Below are 21,270 nucleotides of genomic sequence, written 5' to 3'. Positions count from 1 at the left end.
GACGATGCGCATGTCCGCGCATCGCCAGTTCGCCGGTTTTGTTATTTGAAGCTGAGGTTGTTCGCGCGCAGTTCCATCGTCTCGAAGCTCACCGGCTTCCAGTTGACGTCCTTGCGTGCGGCATAGACATCGAACGGCTGGTAGAGAAGAACAGCCGGCGCCTCGTCCTCGAAGATGTCGCGCATACGGTTGAAGGCGTCCAGCCGCTCCTGACCGTCGGGCATCTGCCCGACTTTCGTGGCCAGATCGTTGAACTCGGCCGGGGCATCCCAGCCCCAGCGCTTCTGGATGCCGCGGCCCGGTCCGAACTCGGAGACCATGGTGGTGAGGCCGTCGGTCAGCCACTGGCCGTTCGACCAGTTCCTGATCAGGATATCCGCATCCTTCGGCGTCGTGCCGGGAGCGTAGATCTTCGGCACCACGTTGACGCCGATCTCCTTCCACATCTCGGTCATCATCATCAAGGCGGGCACCGCGTTGGCGTAGTAGTTGCCCATCGTGTGATAGGTGATCGGCGTGCCGTCGTAGCCGCTTTCCTTCACGAGCCGCCTGGCCTCTTCCACGTTGTATTCCATGGGGCGCCGTTTCGGATCGTAGCTCGCGCCGTAACTCGGGAAGTTGAAGCCGTTCGGGATCAATGCCTTTTTCTTCCACAGCGACTCGACCATGAGGGGGCGGTTGACGGCAAGCGCCAGCGCACGCCGGAGCGTCTTCGACTTGAAAACCGGCTGGTTCATGTTGAAGGTGAACATGTGGACGTTCTCGATCAGCGCTCCGCGCGTTTCAAGATCGGGATAACCGTCGATCAGCGCCATGTCGTCCGGCGTCAGCGTCGTGATGATGTCGTATTCACCGCTGACGAGGCCCGCGACACGGGTCGCCGGTTCCGCCACGACCTGGTAGGTGATTTTCGACGCGGTCGGCTTCTTGTCCCAGTAAGCGTCGTTCGCTTCCAGAACGACGCGATCATTGGCGATGAACTCCGCGAACTTGTAGGGTCCCGTACCGATCGGCTTGTTGCCGAAGGCGACCGGGCCAAGTCCCCTGTAATATTCCTTCGGAACGATGCGGCCCAGCCACGAAGCCACGTATTTCTCGATCAGATAGGACGGGGTCTTGGTGCGCAGAACGACCGTGTATTTATCTTCCACGACGGGTTCGTCCCAGTCGGGCGAAAAGTTGCGGCCGTTCGGAATCGTCCTGATCGCCTCGTCACCCCACAGCCGTTCCGACGCGAACGTGTAGGCGACATCGTCCGCGGTCATCTCCACGCCGTTGTGGAACAGGACCTTCTGGCGCAGCTTGAAACGGACCGACTTGTCATCGACGCGCTCCCAGCTTTCCGCAAGAGCCGGTACAAGTTCGATGCCGTTGCCCGGTGCGCCATTGTGGAACCAGTCGCGTGCGATCAGGGTATCGAAAATCTGGTGGACGATGCGCGGACCGGTATTGCTGATCGCATTGATCGGCTCCAGCGTCGGGGGAAGACCGTTGACGCCGATACGAAGCGCGCGGCGCGCCTGCGCGAATGCAAATCCGGCCCCTGAGGTCGATGCCAGCGCGGTGATGCCCGCGCCGATGAGGAAGTTTCTACGATCTGTCTTGAGCATCCGTTTTCTCCCTGGTCTCTCGAGATTCTATTGGTCGGTTGGCGGGGACATCGAACCCTCGTTCGCAACGACGAATTTCCTTCGCAGCTTTTCAGGCGCTCCATCCAGGATGCTGCGGGCGCCGACGTCGGTGACGACGACACCCACGTCCTCGATCCTGGTCGTGACCGACAGGCTGGACTTCTTGAACTTGGATGAGTCAGCCACCACGATCACACGGTTCGCGACTGCGATCATGGCCCGCTGAACGCTCGCGTTCAGCGGGGATGCCGTGCAGATCAACCCGCGATCCAGATCGATCGACGTGGCGTTCAGGATAAGCTTGTCCACGGTGAACTGGCGGATGAACTGCTCCGCCAGGGGGCCGCGGAATGATCGGTTGGAATCGGCATATTCCCCGCCGACCGAGTAGACGTTCTGCGTGTTACCGCGGATGAGTTCGGCGATGATGTCGACGCCATTCGATATGAGCGTGAGGCCGGAGCGTCCCGCGAGCAGCCTGGCGACCTCGAGGGCGGTCGTGCCGGCGTCCAGGATGACGGCGTCTCCGTCGACGATCATCCCGGCCGCCACCGTCGCTATCGCCGCTTTCTCAGCCTGCCGGGAGACGGCGCGCACCGCATGCGTGCTGTCCTGCGCGACCTGATTGATGCTGACGGCCCCGCCATGCGTCCTGCGAAGCAATCCCGCGGCTTCGAGTTCTCCCAGGTCCCGCCGCGCAGTTGCCACCGAGATATGGAGGAGGCCGGTCAGCGTATTGATGTCGAGGAACTGTTCCTCGCGCAGCAGTTCGACGATTTTCGCCTGGCGATCCTGGGCCGTACTGAGCACCGGGCCTCTCCCGTTTTATCGAATTTGATCTATATCGATCATATATCTGATCGATATAGATCTTTGTCAAATGAAGGATTCATGACATATTTATTGCGCTGTTGTAACGATTTAGAGTGCGATACGCGCCGCCGCGAAATCACTGATAGGTCAGGATTTTTCCGAATATATATCGTCTTTATGATCGAAATCGATCAATGTAGGTGCGCAGAAAAGCTGATACCTCCAAAGAGGAGAGAAGCGATCTGATGGCTTGTGCAAATGCGCGGCGTGACGTTCGGGGCAACTCGCCGCAAGCGCGGTATTTTCCGCAAGACGCCGGACCGTCAGACCCGCCCCTTCATCCCACCGACAGGGCGGCCTGAGTGGGGCGCCGTTGGACAGCTCTTAATCGGTCCTTCGTCTCTGTGGCTGTTCGCAATGGCCAGTTGGAGGCCGCTCTCAGGCCACGGCCGGTGGTCGTTTGGCAAAAGTCTCCGTGTCGTGATAAGTGACGCTACTATCCTGCACGACCAGCACCCGCGCCTGTCACCGACGCCGCCGTCCTTGCGCTTGTGCGGCGATGAGAGTGTCCGTGACGGCTTCCTGATTTGGACCGGGGGCATTATATTTGGCCTGTGGGATCAGATGGAATGGTAAAATCGCCGGATTTGGTCCGGAACGGGCGCAAACCAGACGGAGAAGAAAGTGCTGAAAGGGGCTGACCGGAAAGAAGAAAAAAGATATTTCAGGGCTCCTGTCTTTGCCGTCGCGCCGATGATCGACTGGACGGACCGTCATTGCAGGTTCCTGCACCGGCAGTTGTCGAAACGTGCGTTGCTTTATACCGAGATGGTGGTGGCGGATGCGATCATCCACGGGCCGCGGGAGCGGTTGCTTTCCTATTCGCCCGCCGAGCATCCGGTAGCGCTGCAGCTCGGCGGCTCGGATGCGGGCAAGCTTGCCGAGGCGATCCGGATCGCCGCCGATTACGGCTACGACGAAATCAACCTCAATGTCGGCTGCCCGTCCGACCGGGTGCAGTCCGGCACGTTCGGCGCCTGCCTGATGCGCGATGCGGCGCATGTGGCCGATCTGGTCTCGGCGATGAAGCGGGTCTCGCCCGTGCCGGTGACGGTGAAGTGCCGCATCGGCGTCGACGACCAGGAGCCGGCGGACGTGCTGCCGGATTTCTTGGCCCGGATGGTCGGGGCCGGCGCCGACGCGATCTGGGTGCATGCGCGCAAGGCTTGGCTGCAGGGGCTTTCGCCGAAGGAAAACCGCGAGATCCCGCCGCTCGACTACGATCTCGTTTACCGTATGAAGCGGGAGAACCCGGGCGTTTTCCTTGGCATCAACGGCGGCATCGCCGATCTGGACCATGCGGCAGGTCACCTTCAGGTGATGGACGGGGTCATGCTCGGCCGCGCCGCCTACCAGAATGCCGGGTTGCTGGCCGGGGTGGATGATCTGATCGCGGGGGCGGGTCCTGCGGGGGGCGCCATCCCCGATGTCGACTGGCCGGCGCTGCGCGATACGATGATCTCCTATGCTGAGCAGGTGATCGCCTCCGGCGGCAGGCTGCATCACGTCACCCGCCACATGGTCGGGCTCTTCCAGGGATTTGCCGGCGCGCGTCGCTTCCGCCAGATCCTGTCGACCGAAGCCACGAGGCCGGGGGCGGGGATCGAGGTGATCGAGGCTGCCTTCGCCGCCGTGGATATCGATGGCGGCGCGAAGAAACTGGCGGGGTAGGCCGCGTGGCCCTCCTCACAGTACCCTCTGCCGGACACACTCGCCCCTTGGCGATCCCGATATTTTTGTTTCGGACGGGGTGCTGAAAGCTGCCTCGTAAGTATTAGTTTGGGTGACACCTCCCAGCGCCCCGTTCGGCGGTTTGTGCCCGCGACTGCGGTCCCTCTGCGATGACGGGGTTTGTGGGAACGGTGGCGTGTCCCTCCTGACCGGAGGGTGGCATGCACGCCCTCAGACTTACGGTGCCGCGGCCATGACCACCGGTCCCGATCGCTCGGGCGCACCGTCTTCCACCTGCGCCGCGCGGCCGGGCTTTCGCCGGGCTTTCAGGAAAAACCCCCGGACGCCGCATGGCGCTGTCCCGTCACCCTCCAATGCCTCACAGGCACGCCCGGCGCACAATGCAAGGAAGCGAAACGAGACACCGGTCCGACAGCGTCTCACCCGCCCCCACGTCGCCGGAGGGAGACCATTTTCCGCGGACCCGGAGGATGAGGTTCTGCGTCTTCCCCTCACACCCCGCGCCGGCCCCGCCTCGCCAGAACGCCTCCTGGTGTATCCGAGAGCGGGACGGACAGATTGTAGGCATGCGTGTGGGGGCGGGGATGAAGAATGGGAAAATAAAATCGAAGCGATGTCCATTTCGCGTCGAACCACGCCCGTTTCCGGCGCCGAAGGGTGCTGAAACCCCGGATTCGATCCATCCGAAGAGGATCGCGGCCTGCATGCCGAAACGGCTTCACGCTCCGATATCTTCCGGCCGCCTTCCCCGGAGATATCTGTCACCGGAGGGAGAGCAGCGTGGTCATGAGCCGCGCATCCACCCGCATTTCCGGGCCGGCGTGAACCAGAGACCGGTCGAGGCCGATGTCCCTGAGTTGCTCGTCGCTGAGATCGTGCAGGATCTTCATGGTTCGTGCCCGTCCTGCGCGAGCACGGGTCTCCCCGAACCAGAAGCACGCGGCGCGGCCCAGGAATTCCACAGGCCCGCGCGTCAGGCGGCCATTGCGTGTCGCGGTCAGGGTATCCGACATGGCATGTCTCCCGGCAAATCACAGAGTGAGGGTTTGCTACGGGAGAAGCGTGCCACCGCCGCGTTTGCGCAGCGTGCGGCAGACCGTGAAATTTCCGTTAAATCGGTGACATGTCGGCGAGGGCGGTCGGCCGTTTCTCAGCCGATGAGCCAGGAAAGCCCGCCGCCGATGACGATGAAAACCAGGATGAGGCCGACGAAGCGGCCCGTGCCGGTCATCGAGTCCGTGTCGAAGACCTTGTTCCAGAGCGAATTGCCGTTGGCGTGATTTTCCATCGTGCTCATCCTTCTTTTCAGACGGTTTCGCATTTGCCGATAAAGCAATGGCCAACGATGTCAATCGCCCCCGGCGGGCGGCATGTCGCCGCTCGCGCCGCCGCCCTTGAGGAGAGGGCTGCCGAAAATCCGGGACGAGCGCATGTCTCGCCCGGAAAACCGGGTTCCGACGGGATATGAGCCCGCTCGGCTATTCCGCCGCCTCCTGATACGTCTCCATCGGCGGGCAGGTGCAGACGAGGTTGCGGTCGCCATAGACGTTGTCGATGCGGTTGACCGGCGACCAGTATTTATCGATGCGGAAGGCGCCGGGCGGGAAGCAGGCCTGTTCGCGGCTGTAGGGGCGGTCCCATTCGCCGACCAGGTCCTCGACCGTGTGCGGGGCGTTCTTCAGCGGGTTGTTCACCTTGTCCATGCGGCCTTCCTCGATGGCGCGGGCCTCCTCGCGGATCGCCAGCATGGCATCGCAGAAACGGTCGATCTCGGCCTTGGTTTCGCTCTCGGTCGGCTCGATCATCAGCGTGCCGGCAACCGGCCAGCTCATGGTCGGCGCGTGGAAACCACAATCGACCAGCCGCTTGGCGATGTCGTCGACGGTGACGCCGGCGGAGACATTGAGCGGGCGCGTGTCGATGATGCATTCATGCGCGACGCGGCCGGCTTCCGACTTGTAGAGTACGTCGTATGCGCCCTTCAGCCGCGCAGCGATATAGTTGGCGTTGAGGATCGCCACCCTGGTCGCCTGGGTCAGGCCTTCGCCGCCCATCATCAGGCAGTAGGACCAGGAGATCGGCAGGATGGACGGCGAACCGAACGGAGCGGCCGAGACCGCGCCTTCACGACCGTCGCTTTCCGGATGGCCGGGAAGATGCGGGGCAAGATGCGCCCTGACACCGATCGGACCCATGCCGGGGCCGCCGCCGCCATGCGGGATGCAGAAGGTCTTGTGCAGGTTGAGGTGGGAAACGTCGGAGCCGATGTCGCCGGGGCGGGCAAGGCCCACCATGGCGTTCATGTTGGCGCCGTCGAGATAGACCTGGCCGCCATGGCTGTGGGTGATCTCGCAGATCTCTCTCACCGTTTCCTCGAAGACGCCGTGCGTCGAGGGATAGGTGATCATGCAGCAGGAAAGATTTGCCGCATATTGCTCGGCCTTCAAGCGGAAATCGTCAAGATCGACGTCGCCGTTGTCCTTGGCCTTGACCGGCACGACCTTCATGCCGGCCATCTGCGCGGAGGCCGGGTTGGTGCCATGCGCGGAGGTGGGGATGAGGCAGACGTCGCGATGCGTGTCGCCGTTGGCGATATGGTAGTTGCGGATGGTGAGCAGGCCCGCATATTCCCCCTGCGCGCCGGAATTCGGCTGCATGGAGAATGCGTCGTAGCCGGTGATCTGGCAGAGCTTTGCCGACAGATCGTCGATCATCTCCCGGTAGCCCAGCGCCTGGTCAACAGGGGCGAAGGGGTGGATATCGGCAAATTCCGGCCAGGTGATCGGCAGCATTTCCGCCGTCGCATTAAGCTTCATGGTGCAGGAGCCGAGCGGGATCATCGCCCGGTCGAGCGCCAGATCGCGGTCCGAGAGCCGGCGGATATAGCGGGTCATCTCGCTTTCCGCACGGTTCATGTGGAAGATCGGATGCGTCATGTAGGCGGATTTGCGCAGAAGCGCGTTCGGCAGGCGGTATTCGGGCTCGAAATCGGAGACCTTGAAATTGCCGCCGAAAGCGCGCCAGACGGCTTCGAGCGTCGCGGGCCGGGTGCGCTCGTCGAGCGACATGCCGATCTTCGTCTCGCCGACCTTGCGCAGGTTGACACCTTCCGCCACGGCGGCGCGCAGCACGAGGCCCTGCATGTGGCCGACCTCGACGGTGATCGTGTCGAAGAAGGTGTCGGGCTCGATCCCGTAGCCGAGCTTTTCGAGGCCCTTCGCCATCAGCACGGCCTTCTTGTGGACCTGCTGGGCGATGGCTTTGAGCCCGTCCGGACCATGGAAGACACCGTACATGGAAGCCATGACGGCGAGCAGGACCTGGGCGGTGCAGATGTTCGACGTCGCCTTCTCGCGGCGGATATGCTGCTCGCGGGTCTGGAGCGACAGGCGGTAGGCGCGGTTGCCGCGGCTGTCGATCGAGACGCCGACGAGGCGGCCGGGCATGGCGCGCTTGTGGGCATCCTTGACGGCCATGAAGGCCGCATGCGGGCCGCCGTAACCGACCGGCACGCCGAAGCGCTGCGAGGAGCCGATGGCGATGTCGGCGCCCATCTCTCCTGGGGATTTCAGAAGCGTCAGGGCGAGCAGGTCGGCGGCTATCGCCGCGACCGCGCCGGTCTGGTGCAGGCGTGCGATCAGGCCTGAGAAATCGCGCACATGGCCGTGCGTGCCGGGATACTGGAAGATCGCGCCGAAGACGTCGACCGGGTCGAGATCGGTGAAGGGATCGCCGACGACGACGGTCCAGCCGAGCGGGGCGGCGCGGGTTTCGATCAGCGCGATCGTCTGCGGGTGGCAGGCGCTGTCGACGAAGAAGGCGGTCGCCTTCGACTTCGCCTGGCGCTGGCAGAGCGCCATGGCTTCGGCGGCGGCGGTCGCTTCGTCAAGCAGCGAGGCGTTGGCGACGTCGAGGCCGGTGAGGTCGCAGATCATCGTCTGGAAATTGAGGAGCGCTTCGAGGCGGCCTTGCGAAATCTCCGGCTGGTAGGGCGTGTAGGCGGTGTACCAGGCGGGGTTTTCGAGGATATTGCGCTGGATGACCGGCGGCGTGATCGTGCCGTAATAGCCCTGGCCAATCAGCGAGACGAGCGCCTTGTTCTTGTTCGCCGTGTCGCGCAGCTTGTCGAGCGCCTCGCGTTCGGTGAGCGCCGGACCCCAGGCGAGCGGGATTGCCTGCCGGATGGACGCGGGGACCGTCGCATCGATCAGCTTGTCGAGCGTCGGGTAGCCGACGACCTTCAGCATCTCCGCCATTTCGGACGGCGAGGGGCCGACATGGCGACGGTTGGCGAAGTCGTAGGGTTGGTAATCGGTGAAATGGAAATCAGACTGATCGCTCATGCGATGAGCTCCTTGTAGGCCGCTTCGTCCAGCAGCGCATCGGCGTCTGCCGGGTTCTTGAGCTTCAGCTTGAAGAACCAGCCGGCCCCTTGCGGATCGGAATTGACGAGCGACGGGTCGTCGACGATCGCCTGGTTGATCTCCGTGACTTCCCCGTCGAGCGGACAATAGACGTCGGATGCGGCCTTGACGCTCTCGACGGTCGCGACGCCCGCTTCCTTGGCAAGCTCGGCGCCGACCTCCGGCAGTTCGACGAAGACGAGGTCGCCGAGCTGTTCGGCGGCATGGGCGGTGATGCCGACGGTCGCGACATCGCCCTCGAGTTTCAGCCATTCGTGTTCGGCGGTGAATTTCAGCATGGGGAGGTCCTCTCTGGAGAAATGATATTTGAGTTCGTTCGGAAGGCGCGTGTGGCCCCCTCTGGCCTGCCGGCTACCGATCTCCCCCCTTGTGGGGGATGGCCGGCAGGCCAGAGGGCGGCGGCGGCTGGCGCGACCATTATGGCGTCACCGCTTATAGGTAGGGGTGATGAAGGGCAGGGCGGAGACCGTGACCGGCAGGAATTTGCCGCGCACTTCCGCGAAAACCTGCGTGCCGGGGGCGGCGTATGGGGTGGGGACGTAGCCCATGGCGACCGGGCCTTCGACGGTCGGGCCGAAGGTGCCGGAGGTGACTTCGCCAAGCTCAGCCCTGCCTTCCGCGTCGGCAAAGAGTTTCGCATGTGCCCTGACCGGCGCCTTGCCTTCGGGCTTCAGGCCGACGCGGCGGCGGGACGTGCCGTTGGTCAGCTCGTCGAGGATGCGGGCCGCGCCGGGGAAGCCGCCGGCGCGCTCGCCGCCCGCACGGCGGGCCTTCTGGATCGCCCATTCGAGCGAAGCCTCGATAGGCGACGTGGTCGTGTCGATATCGTTGCCATAGAGGCAAAGGCCGGCTTCGAGGCGAAGCGAATCGCGGGCGCCAAGCCCGATCGGCATACAGTGAGGGTCTTCGAGCAGAGCCCTGGCGATCTGTTCGGCCTGCGCTGCGGGGATCGAAATCTCGAACCCGTCCTCGCCGGAATAACCCGAGCGTGAAACGATGCAGGGCACGTCGCGGAGCAGGGCGTCCCGCACATCCATGAACTTCATGTCGACGACGTCCGGCCAGAGCTCGGCAAGCACGGCTTCGGCACGCGGCCCCTGCAGGGCGAGAAGGGCGCGGTCTTCGAGAAGCGTCACGTCGCAGCCGGCGAGATGCGCCTTCATGTGCGCAACATCGGCATCCCTGCAGGCCGCATTGACGACGACGAACAGGTGGTCGCCGCGGCTGGCGATCATCAGGTCGTCGAGGATGCCGCCGTTATCGTCGGTGAAGAAGCCGTAGCGCTGGCGGCCGGGCTTCAGGCCGAGGATATCGACCGGAACCAGCTTTTCGAGCGCCAGCGCAGCATCGGCACAGGAACCGGACTTCGCCTTCACGATCACCTGGCCCATATGGGAGACGTCGAAGAGGCCGGCCGCGGCGCGGGTCTGCAGATGCTCCTTCAGGACGCCGGCGGGATATTGCACCGGCATGTCGTAGCCGGCGAAAGGCACCATCCTGGCGCCGAGCGACAGATGAAGGGCGTGAAGCGGGGTTTTCTTGAGAAGGGTCTGATCGTCCAAGGACGCCTCCAGGTCTGGCGCTTGGCATGCGCCGGCTCAGTGTCAGGCGCGTTGCCGCGCCGGTTCATGAGCCCCCTCTGTCCTTGTCGCCTGAGATTGTTATCCCTTCGGCGAGTCCTTCTTGCGAAAGACTTCTCTCCAGAGTCCTGCAGGTTACCCGCTGGTCCTTTTGCCTGAGAGTTTCCGGGGCGGTTGCTCCTTCGGCACCGCATCGAAGCGGCTTCTCCCAGCGAGTCTGGCCGTCATTATCGACCTCACCCGTCGTTTGGCAAGCCCCCGTGTCGCGGTCGGCACTATTTTTGTCGCAACGCAGCAAACGTTGTTTGACCTAATGCAAAGACGGGGCGGATGCCCGCTGTATATCTCAGCGCAAAGTGTTTTTGCTCTTCCCCGTGATTTGGGGTATGCGGATGCCATTCGGACAGGCGAAAAGATGACGTCAAGGTTTTCGACAGCGGCGGGATTGATGCGCATTTTCTGCGCAACCGTGCTGCTATCGCTCGGCTTTGCCCATCAGCCGGCGCAGGCGGTCGCGCCGCCCGATTCCTACAGCGAGGCCTACCGGCTTCCAGACGGCTCGTTCGCGGATATCTGCACCGAAGGCGACCATGAGCACGAGCAGCCGGCGGCGAGGCCGCTCTGCGAGGTCTGCCTGCTGGCCGGCTCGGTCATCCTACCGCCGCCGGACGACGGGGCGTGGCTCGCCGGCGAAAGCGCATCGCTTCTCAACCCGCTGCGTCCGTTCTTCCGGCTGCTCGGCACCACGGCGGTCGCCCGGCCGAAATCCCGCGCCCCTCCGCTCCCGATCTGATCCTTCGTTCATTCCACAGATCAATCGTATTTCCCGGTCGAGCAGCGAGGAACGCTGTCACCGGAAGGGGACAATCATGAAAAACGTCACCAAATTCGCCCTCTCGGGCATCTTCGTCGCCGCCGGAATGGTGCAGGCGCATGCACATGCGACATTCGCCAACCCAACGGTGCCGGAAGAAACCACGTCCGTGATCGCGCTGCAGGTTCCGCACGGCTGCGACGGCAAGGCAACCACCGAAGTCCAGATCAAGCTGCCGGAAGGGTTCGTGTTTGCCAAGCCGCAGCCGAAGCCGGGCTGGGATCTGGAGGTGATCCAGGGCGACTACGCGAAAACCTATGACAACCACGGCAAGCCCGTGACATCCGGACCGGTGGAAATCCGCTGGAAGAACGGCGATCTGCCGGACGCGTATTATGATACCTTCGTTATCCAGGGCAAGGTTTCGGGTGTGGCCGCCGGCAAGGCGCTCGCCTTCCCGGCGACGCAGCTTTGCGGGACCGAGGGCAAGGTCGCCTGGGACCAGGTTGCCGAGGAAGGCACCGACCCGCATTCGTTGAAAAGCCCAGCGCCGACGCTGACGGTGGCGGCGAAGAGCGGCGGCGGTCATGGCGACCATGCCGGCATGGCCATGGGAGGCGCTTCGGCGGCTCATGACGCCGTGGTGAAGATCGGCGAACTGGAAATCACCGGCGCCTTCACCAAGGCCATGCTGCCGGGCCAGCCGGTCGGCGGCGGCTATTTCATCATCAAGAACAACGGCCAGAAGGACGATATGCTCGTCTCGGCCGCCTCGCCGATCGCCGGCGCGGTGGAACTGCATGAGATGGCCATGCAGGGCGAGGTCATGAAGATGCGCAAGCTCGAAACCGGCATCGCGATCCCGGCAGGCAAGAGCGTGGAATTGAAGCCCGGCGGCCTGCACATGATGTTCATGAAGGTGGCGGAGCCCTTCAAGGAGGGCGGCAAGGTGCCGGTAACGCTCAATTTCGAGAAGGCCGGCAAGGTGGATCTGACGCTGGAGGTCGAAGCGGCAGGCCCAGGCGGCCAGAAGCAGAACTGAGATATAGAAGCCGAACCCGAGACGGGGATGAAAAAGAGGCCGCTCGCATGAGCGGCCTCATTTCTTTCTACCGCAGCTCTTTCTACCGCAGCAGTTTCAGGCTGCCGGTGAGCGATTTCACCCATTTCGACGGACCGGCGAGGCCCATGCCGTCGATCGTCTCCTGCGCGAGGTCGCGATCCGGGAAGGCGGCTTCGTAATCCCTGTAGTCATGCAGCGACCGCGCGAAAGCCGGGAAGGGCACGACGACCCGCTCCTCCGCCGGGGCAAGCGCGCGCAGCAGCAGGGCGCGGATCGCTTCCGGCTCCGCCTGCAGGATCGGCACCGGGCGGTTGGAACTGATATCGACGGTGCGGGAATTGCTGTCGGTCAGTTGCCTCGCGCCGAGCGAGGGCAGCCGGGCGCCAAGGCCGATCGAGATGGCGCCGACGGTATTGGCGATCAGGCCCAAGGGAAGGGCGGGATTGACGATGATGGCGATGCGGATGTCTTCGGTCATGATGTCGGGAGCATTCTCCGGAGAGGGGATGGCGACACATTATCCCGGTTCGGCGGGGTAATCCTGCCTATTGCCTGCCGATCTGGGAGCGATTAGGTAGAAACTACCGCGATTGTGCCGATAACAGGTATGTTCTTATGGGAAACCCGATCGAACCGGCAGATGTGCGAATCCTGGAGGCTCTGCAGGAGGACGGGAGGCTGACCAACCAGGCGCTCGCCGACAAGGTCGGGCTTTCCACGTCGCCGAGCTGGCGGCGTGTCCGGCAGCTGGAGGAAACGGGTGTCATCCGGGGTTACAAGGCGGTGCTCGACCGGCGGGCGATCGGTCTCGGCGTGCTCGCCTTCATCCGCGTGAAGATCGACAGCCACAGCGCGGCGGAGGCGGAGGCTTTCGCCAGCGAGGTGTCGCGGCTTGAGGAGGTCGTGGGGTGCTATAGCATCGCGGGCGACGCGGACTTCCTGCTGCAGGTAGTTTCCGCCGATCTCGACGCCTATGCGGATTTCGCCATGTCGACCTTGAGGCGGTTGCCGCGCATCAAGGAAATGCAGACCACGTTCGTGCTCAAGGAGATCAAGCCATTCGCCGGGTTTCCATTGGGTTTCGCCGGCAGGCGCGCCTGAAGTTCGCCAAGCCGGTTCCGGCCGGGAACCCAGTCCGGTTTTAGAAACAACTTCGATACAACCTGATCGAGTTGCGGCAACAAATCTTAACGGAAGTCGGAGATAAGGGGTTCGGGCGGTGGTGGCGATTTCACTTGCGCCGCGCCCTCGGGCAAATCATCACCACCACGGCCCAGGACCTCCTGCCAAAGGTTTCGGCAATGGAATTGCGACGTTCCCGCGTGATTGCTGCGGCCATTGTCCTCGGCCTGCTCGGGGCGATCATGCCGATCGCGGCCATGGCCTATATCTCCTGGGCGGTCGCCGTCGGCAGGCAGCAGAACGATCTCGAACGGGTGGCCAACCTTGCGATCAGGCGGGCCAGCAAGACGTTCGATGATGCCAGGATCGCCCTCGATTCGCTCGCCTATCCGCGCCTGCCACCCTGTTCGCCGCAGCATATCGCCCGCATGCGGGTGGTCACCTTCAATACCGAGTCCATCGGCGAGGTGGGTTATTTCGAGAACGGCCTCCTGAAATGCACGTCCTGGGGCAGCGAGGCCGGATATGTGCGAAGGCTGCCGGCCGATTACGTCACCTCCGACGGGCTGGAGGTGAGCATGCGCGTGCAGCCGTCGGTGAGCACGGGAAATCCCGTCATGGCGCTCCACTATGGCGCCTATGGCGTTCTCATCAATCCGGCCCGTTTCGTCGATATCATGCTGGACGAGAACATTTCGCTCGCTCTCGCCAATCAGCAGGGCGCGCTGATCAACGAGGTCAACGCCCCCGATCCGGACCTCGTGCGGTCGCTGGCAGGCGAGCCTCAGAAAGGCATCACCTCCGCGTCGCGTTATGCCGTCGCGCGCAGCAAGGGGCTGATCGCGATCGCGACGACGCCGCGTTCCAGCCTTGCCGCCAAGCTGCGGCAGGAACAGATCCTGCTTCTGCCCATCGGCGCATTCATGGCGGCCTTCATCATCGGCATCGTGGTCTGGCTGTCGAGGAAACGGCTGTCACCGCTCGGAGAACTTGCGATCGCTGTGCGCAATCGGGAGTTCATCGTGCATTATCAGCCGATCGTCGAGCTGGCGAGCGGCGCCTGCGTCGGGGCGGAGGCGCTGGTGCGCTGGCGGCGGCCGGATGGATCGCTGGTCAGGCCCGACCTCTTCATTCCGCTCGCGGAGGAGAGCGGGCTCATCATGCCGATTACCGATCAGGTGATCGAGGCGATCATCGCCGATCTCGCCGCGCTGCTCAGGATGGATCGCAACCTGCACATCGCCATCAACCTTTGCGCGGGCGACGTGACATCCGGGCGTATCCTCGACGTTCTCCAGGACAGGCTTTCCGGCGCGCGGATCGAAGCCGCGCAGATCTGGCTGGAGGCGACGGAACGGGGCTTCATCGATATCGATGCGGCGCGTGCGACCTTGATCCAGGCCCGGGAGCGGGGACATATGGTGGTGATCGACGATTTCGGCACCGGCTATTCCAGCCTGCAATATCTGGAAGGCCTGCCGATGGACGCCCTGAAGATCGACAAATCCTTCATCGATACGATCGGCCGCGACAGCGCGACCAGTTCGGTGACGCCGCACATCATCGAGATGGCCAAGACGCTCGATCTCAGGATCGTCGCAGAAGGCGTGGAGACGGAGGAGCAGGCCGAATATCTGCGGGAGCGCGACGTGCATTTCGGCCAGGGCTGGCTATTCTCGAAGCCGCTGCCGGCCGGGGAGTTCATCCGCTATTATCAAAACGCAAAAACCCGCGCCGGGAGCGGGTGGGGAAATGTCCGGGTGGTCGCGGCCTGACGATGAGGACGCCTTAATCTTCCAGATCGCGATAGGCCGACTGAACCTGATTGATCGTCATCTGCTGGCGCGGCTGCTGGCCCGCGTCCAAGAAGTCCAGCGACACGGTCGTTGCGGGGATCATGGCCTCTACGTCGCCAGGGTCGCCGGCGTTCTGGGCGCGCTGGGCATTGCGTTCGGCATCGGCCTTGATGTCGGCCGCCTGATCCTTGGGTGATATGCGCCGTCCGGGCTTCAGGGCCTCGATGGCTATGGCAGCGGTGTTCGCCGATATGCTAACCAATAACGTCATGTCGCCTGTCACTTTTTCTTCTCATCATTACGAAGTAAGGCGAGCCCGATTTGGTCCCGTTTAAGCAAAATGCCGGTATTTTATCGATTTGACGTTTTTTCGTTCCGGGCTACAGGACTTCTCATGAACAACATGCTTCTCGTCGCCATCGGCGGGGCCACCGGCTCCGTCTGCCGTTATCTCGTCGGGGTATGGGCGTTGCGCCACTTCGGCTCCGCCTTTCCCTGGGGAACGCTGATCGTCAACGTGACGGGATCGTTCGCGATCGGTTTCCTGGCGGAACTCATCGTGCGGCGGTTCGATGCCTCGCCGGAAATGCGGCTGTTCATGATCACCGGCATCCTCGGCGGCTACACCACGTTCTCCGCCTTTTCGCTGGATATCGTTTCGTTGTTCGAGCGCGGAGCGACGGTGCCGGGAGCGACTTATGTGGTCGCAAGCGTGGCGATCTCGCTCGGGGCCGTTTTCGCCGGGCTGGCGCTCGGGCGGGCAATGCTCTAAAGGCAGAGCGAAAATATCCGATCAGAAAGAGCTTTGATGGCAGGCATCGAGCATATCCGCGTCGAGGCGGACGAGGCGGGCATGCGCCTCGACCGCTGGTTCAAGGTCCATTTCCCGGGTCTCGGCTTCGGCGCCCTCCAGAAACTTCTCCGCTCCGGACAGGTGCGCGTCGACGGTGGCCGCGTGAAGTCCGACACGCGCGTGCAGCCCGGCCAGATGGTGCGGATTCCGCCGATCGAGGTGGATGTCAGGAAGACCGGGCCGATCGCGTCCAAGGAACTCAAGCATTCCGGCGATGCGGAGCTTCTGGCGCGCATGCTTCTCCACGAGGACGACAAGGTTTTCGTGCTGAACAAACCGGCGGGACTGGCCGTGCAGGGCGGTTCGGGCGTTTCCCGCCATATCGACAAGATGCTGGACGCCTGGGTGAACGCCAAGGGCGAGAAGCCGCGGCTCGTGCATCGGCTCGATCGCGACACGTCCGGCGTCCTGGTCATCGCGCGCACCCGCGGCGCAGCGCAGAAGTTGACGGCGGCTTTCCGCGAGCGCGACACCAAGAAGACCTACTGGTCGCTCGTCAAAGGCGTTCCGCGCAAGCACGAGGACAAGATCTCCACCTGGCTCGTGAAGGAGCAGACGCCGGATGGCGACCGGATGCGGATCGCCAAGCATGGCGAGGATGGGGCCGACCATGCGGTGTCCTATTACCGGGTGATCGACACGGCCGCCCAGCGGCTCGCCTGGCTGGAAATGGAGCCCTATACGGGCCGCACCCACCAGCTTCGCGTCCATGCGCTTCACATCGGCCATCCGATCATCGGCGACCCGAAATATTTCATCGACGATCCGAACTGGGATTTCCCCGGCGGCGTCCAGAAGCGGCTGCACCTGCACGCCCGCCATATCGACATTCCGCATCCTTCCGGCGGACGGCTGAAGGTCACGGCCCCTCTGCCGCCGCATATGGTCCAGAGCTGGAACCTTCTCGGCTTCAGTGAAGCCGATGGCGAAAAGGAAGAAGACAATTGATGAAGCTTGTCCTATTCGATTGCGACGGCACGCTGGTCGACAGCGCCGGCCTCATCCACGAAACCATGCGTCGCACCTTTGTCCAGTTTAGCAAGCCGGAGCCGGACGTGGCCGACACCAAGGCGATCATCGGCCTGACGCTCGACATCGCGATTGCCCGGATGCAGGGCAAGGAGCATGCGGATGAAGAGGCCGTCGCGATGATGGCCTATTACAAGTCGCTGTTTTCCATCGTCCGGCAGGACCTCGATTTCAGGGAGCCGCTGTTTCCCGGCATCCGCGCCCTGATCGAAGAGATCGGCCCGCGTGAAGATCTGCTGATCGGCGCGGTGACGGGAAAATCGCGGCGCGGATTGAACCTCGTCATGGAGACGCACGGTTTCGACCGATATTTCGTCGTCGGCCGCACGGCCGACGATTGCCCGTCCAAGCCGCACCCGGCCATGGTGACGGAATGCTGCGACGAAACAGGCATGAAACCGGCCGATACCCTTGTCATCGGCGACGCGGTTTACGATATGCAGATGGCGAAGGCCGCCGGCGCCAAGGCGATCGGCGTTTCCTGGGGCTATGCTTCCGTGGATGAACTGCACAGGGCCGGGGCCGACGCCGTCGTCCATCATCCGCGCGAGATTCTCGCCCATATCGGCTGAAGCCCGCAATCCAATCGTCCACAGGATCAGACATGCGTGACATCTTTCCGGACCCTTCCGACATCCTGAGCCATGCCGATCCGACCCGGCGGGCGCAGATCCAGATGCAGAAACCGCTGCCGAAGCGCTTCTACACCGAGGTATCGGTTGTCGAAGGCGAAGAAGGGCATGCCATCCATCTCGACGGTCGCCCGGTGAAGACGCCCGCGAGGAACGAGCTTGCCGTGCCGACGGCCCGGCTTGCCGAATTGCTGCGGGACGAATGGGCCTCCCAGGTGGATGTCATCGATCCGCTCACCATGCCCGTCACCAGGCTCGCCAACACGGCGATCGACGGCATCGCGACCGAGAGCCAGGCGGTGTTCGAGGACATCCTGCGTTTCTCCGCAAGCGACATGCTCTGCTACAGGGCGGATGCGCCGGAAAACCTCGTGGCGCGGCAGAACGAGAAATGGGACCCGATCATCGACTGGGCGGCGAACGAGGTCGGCGCGCGTTTCATCCTGATCGAAGGCATCATGCCGCAGGAGCAGCCGAAGGAGGCGATCGCCGCCTTCGGGCTGACGCTGAGGAAATATGACACGCCGATCGAGCTTGCGGTGCTGCATACGGTCACGACGCTGACCGGTTCGGCAATCCTGGCGCTTGCCTTTGCGGAAGGCCGCATCACGGCCGACGAGGCGTGGTCGCTTGCGCATCTGGACGAGGACTGGACCAACGAGCATTGGGGCACCGATGCGGAGGCGGAGCACCGCCGCGCCAGGCGGCTGGACAAGATGCGTGCGGCCGTTGCGGTTTTTCTCGCCTTGCGGCCCGCGATTTAAGGCTTCCCTAACCGTAAATGGTCCAACATCGGGATACACCGCCTTCCGGGTTTCTCGATGGTCCGCCACCTTTCACGCCTTGCCTTGATCGTGCTCACGACCCTGCCGCTGATGGCATTCCGCATGCCTGCGGCAGAAGAGGTGCGCGAGAAGCTTCTCTATGATGTACGCGGCGCCTTCGTGACCGCGCGGCCGAGCGTTTCGCAAGGTCTGGTGATCGCCACCGACATGCTGGTGGACGAGGCGATCCGCTCCACCGTGCGCTCGACCATGCTGCCGCGGACGATCATTTCCGTGCGGATCGACGAGACCTCGCAGACGCCGCTCATCGTCGGCAGCCGCCACGGAGCCAAGGTCACGGTCAAGGTCATCTCTCTTGCCAGCGGCGAGCCGATTGCCGAAGGGGCGTTCAAGGCGTCCATCTTCCTGCTCGACGGCGGCGAGGCGAACAAAGAGCTTGCGGAAGAGATCGCGGACCGGATCGCCGGGGAGTTCCGTCTGAACGGAGCCCCGCGGCCGACGGTTGCAAGCGCGCTGTTTCCCTGAGGTTTCTTTCCCCGAGGTTTCAGGCCAGCCGTTCCGCATGCCAGCGGAGATGGTCGTCCATGAAGGTCGAGATGAAGTAGTAGGAATGATCGTAGCGCTCGTGCATGCGCAGCGTCAGGCCGATCCCCGTTCCCTTGACCGCCTCTTCGAAAAGCCAGGGCCTGAGGCCGTTTTCGATAAAACCGTCCGCCTTGCCCTGGTCGATCAGGAATTCCGGGAAGCGCGCGCCGTCCTTCACGAGCGCGCAGGCATCGTATTGCCGCCATGCGGCGCGGTCCGGGCCCAGATATTTTTCGAAGGCGGGTGCCGACCAGTCGGCCGTCGACGGCTCGACGATCGGCGCGAAGGCCGAGCAGCTTCTGAAGCGGTCCGGATTCCTCAAGGCCACCGTCATGGCGCCATGGCCGCCCATGGAATGGCCGAAAATGCCCTGCCGCTGCAGATCCATTCGGAAATGCTGGCTCACGAAATTGGGCAGTTCTTCGGTCACGTAGGTGTACATCCGGTAGTTTTCGGACCACGGCTTTTCGGTGGCATCAAGGTAGAAGCCGGCACCCTTGCCCATCTGCCAGTTGGTGAGCTCGTCCGGCACGTCGTTGCCGCGCGGGCTGGTATCCGGGCAGACGACGATGAGGCCGAGTTCGGCGGCCATCCGCCGGTACTCGCCCTTCTCCATGACATTGGCATGGGTGCAGGTGAGGCCGGAAAGATACCAGAGGACGGGGCAGGGCTCGTGAATGGCCCTGGGCGGCACGAAGACGGCGAAGGTCATCTCGCAATTGCAGGCTTCGGAATCATGGGCGAAGACGCCCTGCATTCCGCCGAAGGCGGTGTTCTGGGACAGGACTTTCATATCGGGTCTCCGTAAGGCGCTTAGCCGGCGAGCGAAACCACGGCATTGACTGCGGCGGCGACGAGCACGGTGTTGAAGAAGAAGGATATGACTGCATGCAGGAGGTTGATCTTCCGCATGGCGGTGGTGGTGATAGCGGTGTCGGACGTCTGGGCGGTCATGCCGATCACGAAGGAGAAATAAAGGAAGTCATAGGCGCCGGGTTCATCCGTCTGCGGAAAATCTAGCCCGCCGCGCTTCGCGCCGTCGTCCCTCCGCTGTTCATCCGGCCGCCAGTACAGGTGCGCATAATGCAGGGCGAACATCGTATGTATCGTCAGCCATCCGAGGATGACCGAGGCGAAGGCCAGCGAAAGCTCGGCCAGGCTCGCGGGCCTGTCGCCGTTCAGGGCCTGGAAGAGCAGGATCACGGCCGTCGCGGCCGCAAGCAGCGTCACGGCGAGGATGACGGGCGCCGGCTCGTCGGAATTCTGACCTTTCCGCCGCAGCGTCGGGCCATCCAGGTTCGGGATGCGTCCGGCCATCATGCCGAGATAAATCAGGAAGAAGACGATGACCGCGATGCCGGGCGCAAGCCGCGGCACGAGGGGCAGCAGGAAGGGCAGGCTTGCGAGCGAGACGACGGTGCCGATCAGGAACGGTCCATGCCGGTGGTGCTTCAACCTTTGCCAAAAGCCGGGCATGGTCACGGTCTCCCGATATCTCATGTACCGGATTTGGCGCGGCGGCAGAGCCTGTCCAGCACTTCCAGGAATTTCGACCGGTCGCGGGCGGAAAAAGCGGCGTTATAACCCTTGCTCTCGCCGGTCTCGCGCAGATGCGCCCCGAGATCACGCATCGCCGTCGCCATACCGATATTGGTCTCGTCGAAGATGCGGCCGGTCGGCCCGGTCACCTGGGCGCCCCTGACGACGCAACGGCCGGCCAGAGGCACGTCGGCGGTGACGACGATATCGCCGACGCCCGCCCGCTCGGCGATCCAGTTGTCGGCGGCGTCGAAAGCGCCCGACACGATGACGTTGCGGACCATCGAATCCCGGGAAGGGCGCAGGCCGGAATTGGCGACGAAGGTCACCTCAAGGCCGTGGCGTTCCGCGACCTTGAGGATTTCCGGTTTTACCGGGCAGGCATCGGCGTCGACGTAGATCATGGAACATCAATCCAGGATACCGGGGCAATCGTCTTAGCCGAGTGACCGCCGGGTAAGACCTCAGGCCACGGCCGTCGTCTGGTCGTCGATCGTTGCGCCGGCGGCGTTCTTCTGAATGGATTCGATGGCCGAAACCGCGGAGGCCTTGGCCGAGTAACCTTCGGACGAGAACATGGTCTGGCCGTTCGGCGCCTTGAAGCGGAAACGGAATTCTCCAGCCTTGTCCTTGTAGATTTCAAACTTGTACATATCGAGGTCTCCCGTTCATCGGAGTTGGATGGTGTCAAGGGCGGGCGCTCATCGCCGGCCCTGTTCAGTAGATCACCACGCCGCGGATCGATTCGCCAGCATGCATGAGTTCGAACCCCCTGTTGATGTCGTCGAGCGGCATGGTGTGTGTGATCATCGGGTCGATCTGGATCTTGCCCTGCATGTACCAGTCGACGAT

General features: G+C 63.2%; 23 protein-coding genes, 1 pseudogene and 2 riboswitches. Of the genes and pseudogenes, 10 read left to right on the top strand and 14 right to left on the bottom strand.

Annotated features, from left to right (window positions below; translation table 11 throughout):
* Positions 1-41: 41 nt before the first annotated feature.
* Positions 42-1,610 (bottom strand): ABC transporter substrate-binding protein, encoded by a 1,569-nt coding sequence (locus tag ACFFP0_RS30755; protein WP_377266044.1) that lies wholly within the window; start codon positions 1,608-1,610, stop codon positions 42-44.
* Positions 1,611-1,637: 27 nt separating this feature from the next.
* Positions 1,638-2,441 (bottom strand): DeoR/GlpR family DNA-binding transcription regulator, encoded by an 804-nt coding sequence (locus ACFFP0_RS30750; RefSeq protein ID WP_377266043.1) that lies wholly within the window; start codon positions 2,439-2,441, stop codon positions 1,638-1,640.
* Positions 2,442-3,128: 687 nt separating this feature from the next.
* Here ACFFP0_RS30750 and dusA point away from each other — a divergent pair.
* Positions 3,129-4,175 (top strand): tRNA dihydrouridine(20/20a) synthase DusA, encoded by a 1,047-nt coding sequence (gene dusA, locus ACFFP0_RS30745; protein ID WP_377266042.1) that lies wholly within the window; start codon positions 3,129-3,131, stop codon positions 4,173-4,175.
* Positions 4,176-4,957: 782 nt separating this feature from the next.
* Here dusA and ACFFP0_RS30740 read toward each other — a convergent pair.
* From ACFFP0_RS30740 to gcvT, 5 genes are all read right to left on the bottom strand, one after another.
* Positions 4,958-5,209 carry a YjiS-like domain-containing protein gene (locus ACFFP0_RS30740; protein ID WP_377266041.1) on the bottom strand — a complete coding sequence of 84 codons (252 nt, stop codon included), beginning with the start codon at positions 5,207-5,209 and terminating at the stop codon, positions 4,958-4,960.
* Positions 5,210-5,346: 137 nt separating this feature from the next.
* The gene (locus ACFFP0_RS30735) at positions 5,347-5,493 is read right to left on the bottom strand and encodes a hypothetical protein (RefSeq protein ID WP_377266040.1); all 147 of its coding nucleotides are present in this window, start codon (positions 5,491-5,493) and stop codon (positions 5,347-5,349) included.
* A gap of 181 nt (positions 5,494-5,674) precedes the next feature.
* Positions 5,675-8,539 (bottom strand): aminomethyl-transferring glycine dehydrogenase, encoded by a 2,865-nt coding sequence (gcvP, locus tag ACFFP0_RS30730; protein WP_377266039.1) that lies wholly within the window; start codon positions 8,537-8,539, stop codon positions 5,675-5,677.
* A complete protein-coding gene (gcvH, locus tag ACFFP0_RS30725; protein ID WP_377266038.1) occupies positions 8,536-8,898 on the bottom strand; it encodes a glycine cleavage system protein GcvH in 363 nt (120 codons plus the stop codon). The genes gcvP and gcvH overlap by 4 nt, the downstream gene beginning before the upstream one ends.
* Positions 8,899-9,045: 147 nt before the next feature.
* Positions 9,046-10,182 carry a glycine cleavage system aminomethyltransferase GcvT gene (gene gcvT, locus ACFFP0_RS30720; RefSeq protein ID WP_377266037.1) on the bottom strand — a complete coding sequence of 379 codons (1,137 nt, stop codon included), beginning with the start codon at positions 10,180-10,182 and terminating at the stop codon, positions 9,046-9,048.
* A gap of 67 nt (positions 10,183-10,249) precedes the next feature.
* A riboswitch (glycine riboswitch) is annotated at positions 10,250-10,334 on the bottom strand.
* A gap of 3 nt (positions 10,335-10,337) precedes the next feature.
* A riboswitch (glycine riboswitch) is annotated at positions 10,338-10,421 on the bottom strand.
* A gap of 227 nt (positions 10,422-10,648) precedes the next feature.
* On the opposite strand from gcvT, the gene ACFFP0_RS30715 reads away from it, so the two are divergent.
* A complete protein-coding gene (locus ACFFP0_RS30715) occupies positions 10,649-10,993 on the top strand; it encodes a hypothetical protein (RefSeq protein ID WP_377266036.1) in 345 nt (114 codons plus the stop codon).
* 76 nt (positions 10,994-11,069) lie between these two features.
* Entirely contained in the window at positions 11,070-12,056 is a 987-nt protein-coding gene (locus ACFFP0_RS30710) for a copper chaperone PCu(A)C domain-containing protein (RefSeq protein ID WP_377266035.1), read from the top strand.
* An 82-nt stretch (positions 12,057-12,138) separates the two neighbouring features.
* Here ACFFP0_RS30710 and ACFFP0_RS30705 read toward each other — a convergent pair whose 3' ends face one another.
* The gene (locus ACFFP0_RS30705; RefSeq protein ID WP_377266034.1) at positions 12,139-12,555 is read right to left on the bottom strand and encodes a DUF2000 domain-containing protein; all 417 of its coding nucleotides are present in this window, start codon (positions 12,553-12,555) and stop codon (positions 12,139-12,141) included.
* A 137-nt stretch (positions 12,556-12,692) separates the two neighbouring features.
* On the opposite strand from ACFFP0_RS30705, the gene ACFFP0_RS30700 reads away from it, so the two are divergent.
* Positions 12,693-13,178: an Lrp/AsnC family transcriptional regulator gene (locus ACFFP0_RS30700; RefSeq protein ID WP_377266033.1), complete on the top strand. Its 486-nt coding sequence runs from the start codon at positions 12,693-12,695 to the stop codon at positions 13,176-13,178.
* A gap of 200 nt (positions 13,179-13,378) precedes the next feature.
* Positions 13,379-14,974 carry an EAL domain-containing protein gene (locus tag ACFFP0_RS30695; RefSeq protein ID WP_377266032.1) on the top strand — a complete coding sequence of 532 codons (1,596 nt, stop codon included), beginning with the start codon at positions 13,379-13,381 and terminating at the stop codon, positions 14,972-14,974.
* A 13-nt stretch (positions 14,975-14,987) separates the two neighbouring features.
* Here the strand turns inward: ACFFP0_RS30695 and ACFFP0_RS30690 are convergent, their stop codons facing one another.
* Positions 14,988-15,278: a hypothetical protein gene (locus ACFFP0_RS30690; protein ID WP_377266031.1), complete on the bottom strand. Its 291-nt coding sequence runs from the start codon at positions 15,276-15,278 to the stop codon at positions 14,988-14,990.
* 111 nt (positions 15,279-15,389) lie between these two features.
* On the opposite strand from ACFFP0_RS30690, the gene crcB reads away from it, so the two are divergent.
* The 5 genes from crcB to ACFFP0_RS30665 are packed head-to-tail and all read left to right on the top strand — an operon-like array spanning position 15,390 to position 18,819.
* On the top strand, positions 15,390-15,767 hold the full coding sequence (crcB, locus tag ACFFP0_RS30685; protein WP_377266030.1) for a fluoride efflux transporter CrcB: 378 nt from the start codon (positions 15,390-15,392) through the stop codon (positions 15,765-15,767).
* A 36-nt stretch (positions 15,768-15,803) separates the two neighbouring features.
* Positions 15,804-16,796: an RluA family pseudouridine synthase gene (locus tag ACFFP0_RS30680; protein ID WP_377266029.1), complete on the top strand. Its 993-nt coding sequence runs from the start codon at positions 15,804-15,806 to the stop codon at positions 16,794-16,796.
* Complete coding sequence (locus ACFFP0_RS30675) at positions 16,796-17,449, top strand: HAD-IA family hydrolase (RefSeq protein ID WP_377266028.1); 654 nt, start codon at positions 16,796-16,798, stop codon at positions 17,447-17,449. Before ACFFP0_RS30680 ends, ACFFP0_RS30675 begins: the two co-directional genes overlap by 1 nt.
* A gap of 32 nt (positions 17,450-17,481) precedes the next feature.
* Complete coding sequence (locus tag ACFFP0_RS30670) at positions 17,482-18,273, top strand: ATP12 family chaperone protein (RefSeq protein WP_377266027.1); 792 nt, start codon at positions 17,482-17,484, stop codon at positions 18,271-18,273.
* A gap of 57 nt (positions 18,274-18,330) precedes the next feature.
* Entirely contained in the window at positions 18,331-18,819 is a 489-nt protein-coding gene (locus tag ACFFP0_RS30665; protein ID WP_377266026.1) for a hypothetical protein, read from the top strand.
* Between the two features lie 19 nt (positions 18,820-18,838).
* Here ACFFP0_RS30665 and fghA read toward each other — a convergent pair whose 3' ends face one another.
* From fghA to ACFFP0_RS30640, 5 genes and pseudogenes are all read right to left on the bottom strand, one after another.
* Positions 18,839-19,672, bottom strand: coding sequence for an S-formylglutathione hydrolase (gene fghA, locus ACFFP0_RS30660; protein WP_377266025.1), 834 nt, complete (start codon positions 19,670-19,672; stop codon positions 18,839-18,841).
* A 20-nt stretch (positions 19,673-19,692) separates the two neighbouring features.
* Positions 19,693-20,355 carry a DUF1345 domain-containing protein gene (locus ACFFP0_RS30655; RefSeq protein WP_377266024.1) on the bottom strand — a complete coding sequence of 221 codons (663 nt, stop codon included), beginning with the start codon at positions 20,353-20,355 and terminating at the stop codon, positions 19,693-19,695.
* 20 nt (positions 20,356-20,375) lie between these two features.
* Complete coding sequence (locus ACFFP0_RS30650) at positions 20,376-20,822, bottom strand: YaiI/YqxD family protein (protein WP_377266023.1); 447 nt, start codon at positions 20,820-20,822, stop codon at positions 20,376-20,378.
* A 60-nt stretch (positions 20,823-20,882) separates the two neighbouring features.
* On the bottom strand, positions 20,883-21,071 hold the full coding sequence (locus ACFFP0_RS30645) for a YegP family protein (RefSeq protein ID WP_377266022.1): 189 nt from the start codon (positions 21,069-21,071) through the stop codon (positions 20,883-20,885).
* 64 nt (positions 21,072-21,135) lie between these two features.
* Positions 21,136-21,270, bottom strand: a pseudogene (locus ACFFP0_RS30640) (S-(hydroxymethyl)glutathione dehydrogenase); the annotation flags it as partial.

The organism is Neorhizobium puerariae, from assembly GCF_042429745.1.
Lineage (GTDB): Bacteria > Pseudomonadota > Alphaproteobacteria > Rhizobiales > Rhizobiaceae > Neorhizobium > Neorhizobium puerariae.
This window is presented reverse-complemented; position numbering and strand designations above follow the sequence as displayed.

Coding starts and splice junctions, on each gene's coding strand:
- ACFFP0_RS30675 (WP_377266028.1), top strand. CDS start 16,796: ATGAAGCTTGTCCTATTCGATTGCGACGGCACGCTGGTCGACAGCGCC.
- ACFFP0_RS30740 (WP_377266041.1), bottom strand. CDS start 5,209: ATGTCGGATACCCTGACCGCGACACGCAATGGCCGCCTGACGCGCGGG.
- ACFFP0_RS30695 (WP_377266032.1), top strand. CDS start 13,379: ATGGAATTGCGACGTTCCCGCGTGATTGCTGCGGCCATTGTCCTCGGC.
- ACFFP0_RS30755 (WP_377266044.1), bottom strand. CDS start 1,610: ATGCTCAAGACAGATCGTAGAAACTTCCTCATCGGCGCGGGCATCACC.
- ACFFP0_RS30665 (WP_377266026.1), top strand. CDS start 18,331: ATGGTCCGCCACCTTTCACGCCTTGCCTTGATCGTGCTCACGACCCTG.
- ACFFP0_RS30710 (WP_377266035.1), top strand. CDS start 11,070: ATGAAAAACGTCACCAAATTCGCCCTCTCGGGCATCTTCGTCGCCGCC.
- ACFFP0_RS30700 (WP_377266033.1), top strand. CDS start 12,693: ATGGGAAACCCGATCGAACCGGCAGATGTGCGAATCCTGGAGGCTCTG.
- ACFFP0_RS30735 (WP_377266040.1), bottom strand. CDS start 5,493: ATGAGCACGATGGAAAATCACGCCAACGGCAATTCGCTCTGGAACAAG.
- ACFFP0_RS30650 (WP_377266023.1), bottom strand. CDS start 20,822: ATGATCTACGTCGACGCCGATGCCTGCCCGGTAAAACCGGAAATCCTC.
- ACFFP0_RS30670 (WP_377266027.1), top strand. CDS start 17,482: ATGCGTGACATCTTTCCGGACCCTTCCGACATCCTGAGCCATGCCGAT.
- ACFFP0_RS30715 (WP_377266036.1), top strand. CDS start 10,649: ATGCGCATTTTCTGCGCAACCGTGCTGCTATCGCTCGGCTTTGCCCAT.
- gcvP (WP_377266039.1), bottom strand. CDS start 8,539: ATGAGCGATCAGTCTGATTTCCATTTCACCGATTACCAACCCTACGAC.
- ACFFP0_RS30680 (WP_377266029.1), top strand. CDS start 15,804: ATGGCAGGCATCGAGCATATCCGCGTCGAGGCGGACGAGGCGGGCATG.
- crcB (WP_377266030.1), top strand. CDS start 15,390: ATGAACAACATGCTTCTCGTCGCCATCGGCGGGGCCACCGGCTCCGTC.
- ACFFP0_RS30705 (WP_377266034.1), bottom strand. CDS start 12,555: ATGACCGAAGACATCCGCATCGCCATCATCGTCAATCCCGCCCTTCCC.
- gcvH (WP_377266038.1), bottom strand. CDS start 8,898: ATGCTGAAATTCACCGCCGAACACGAATGGCTGAAACTCGAGGGCGAT.
- fghA (WP_377266025.1), bottom strand. CDS start 19,672: ATGAAAGTCCTGTCCCAGAACACCGCCTTCGGCGGAATGCAGGGCGTC.
- ACFFP0_RS30645 (WP_377266022.1), bottom strand. CDS start 21,071: ATGTACAAGTTTGAAATCTACAAGGACAAGGCTGGAGAATTCCGTTTC.
- ACFFP0_RS30655 (WP_377266024.1), bottom strand. CDS start 20,355: ATGCCCGGCTTTTGGCAAAGGTTGAAGCACCACCGGCATGGACCGTTC.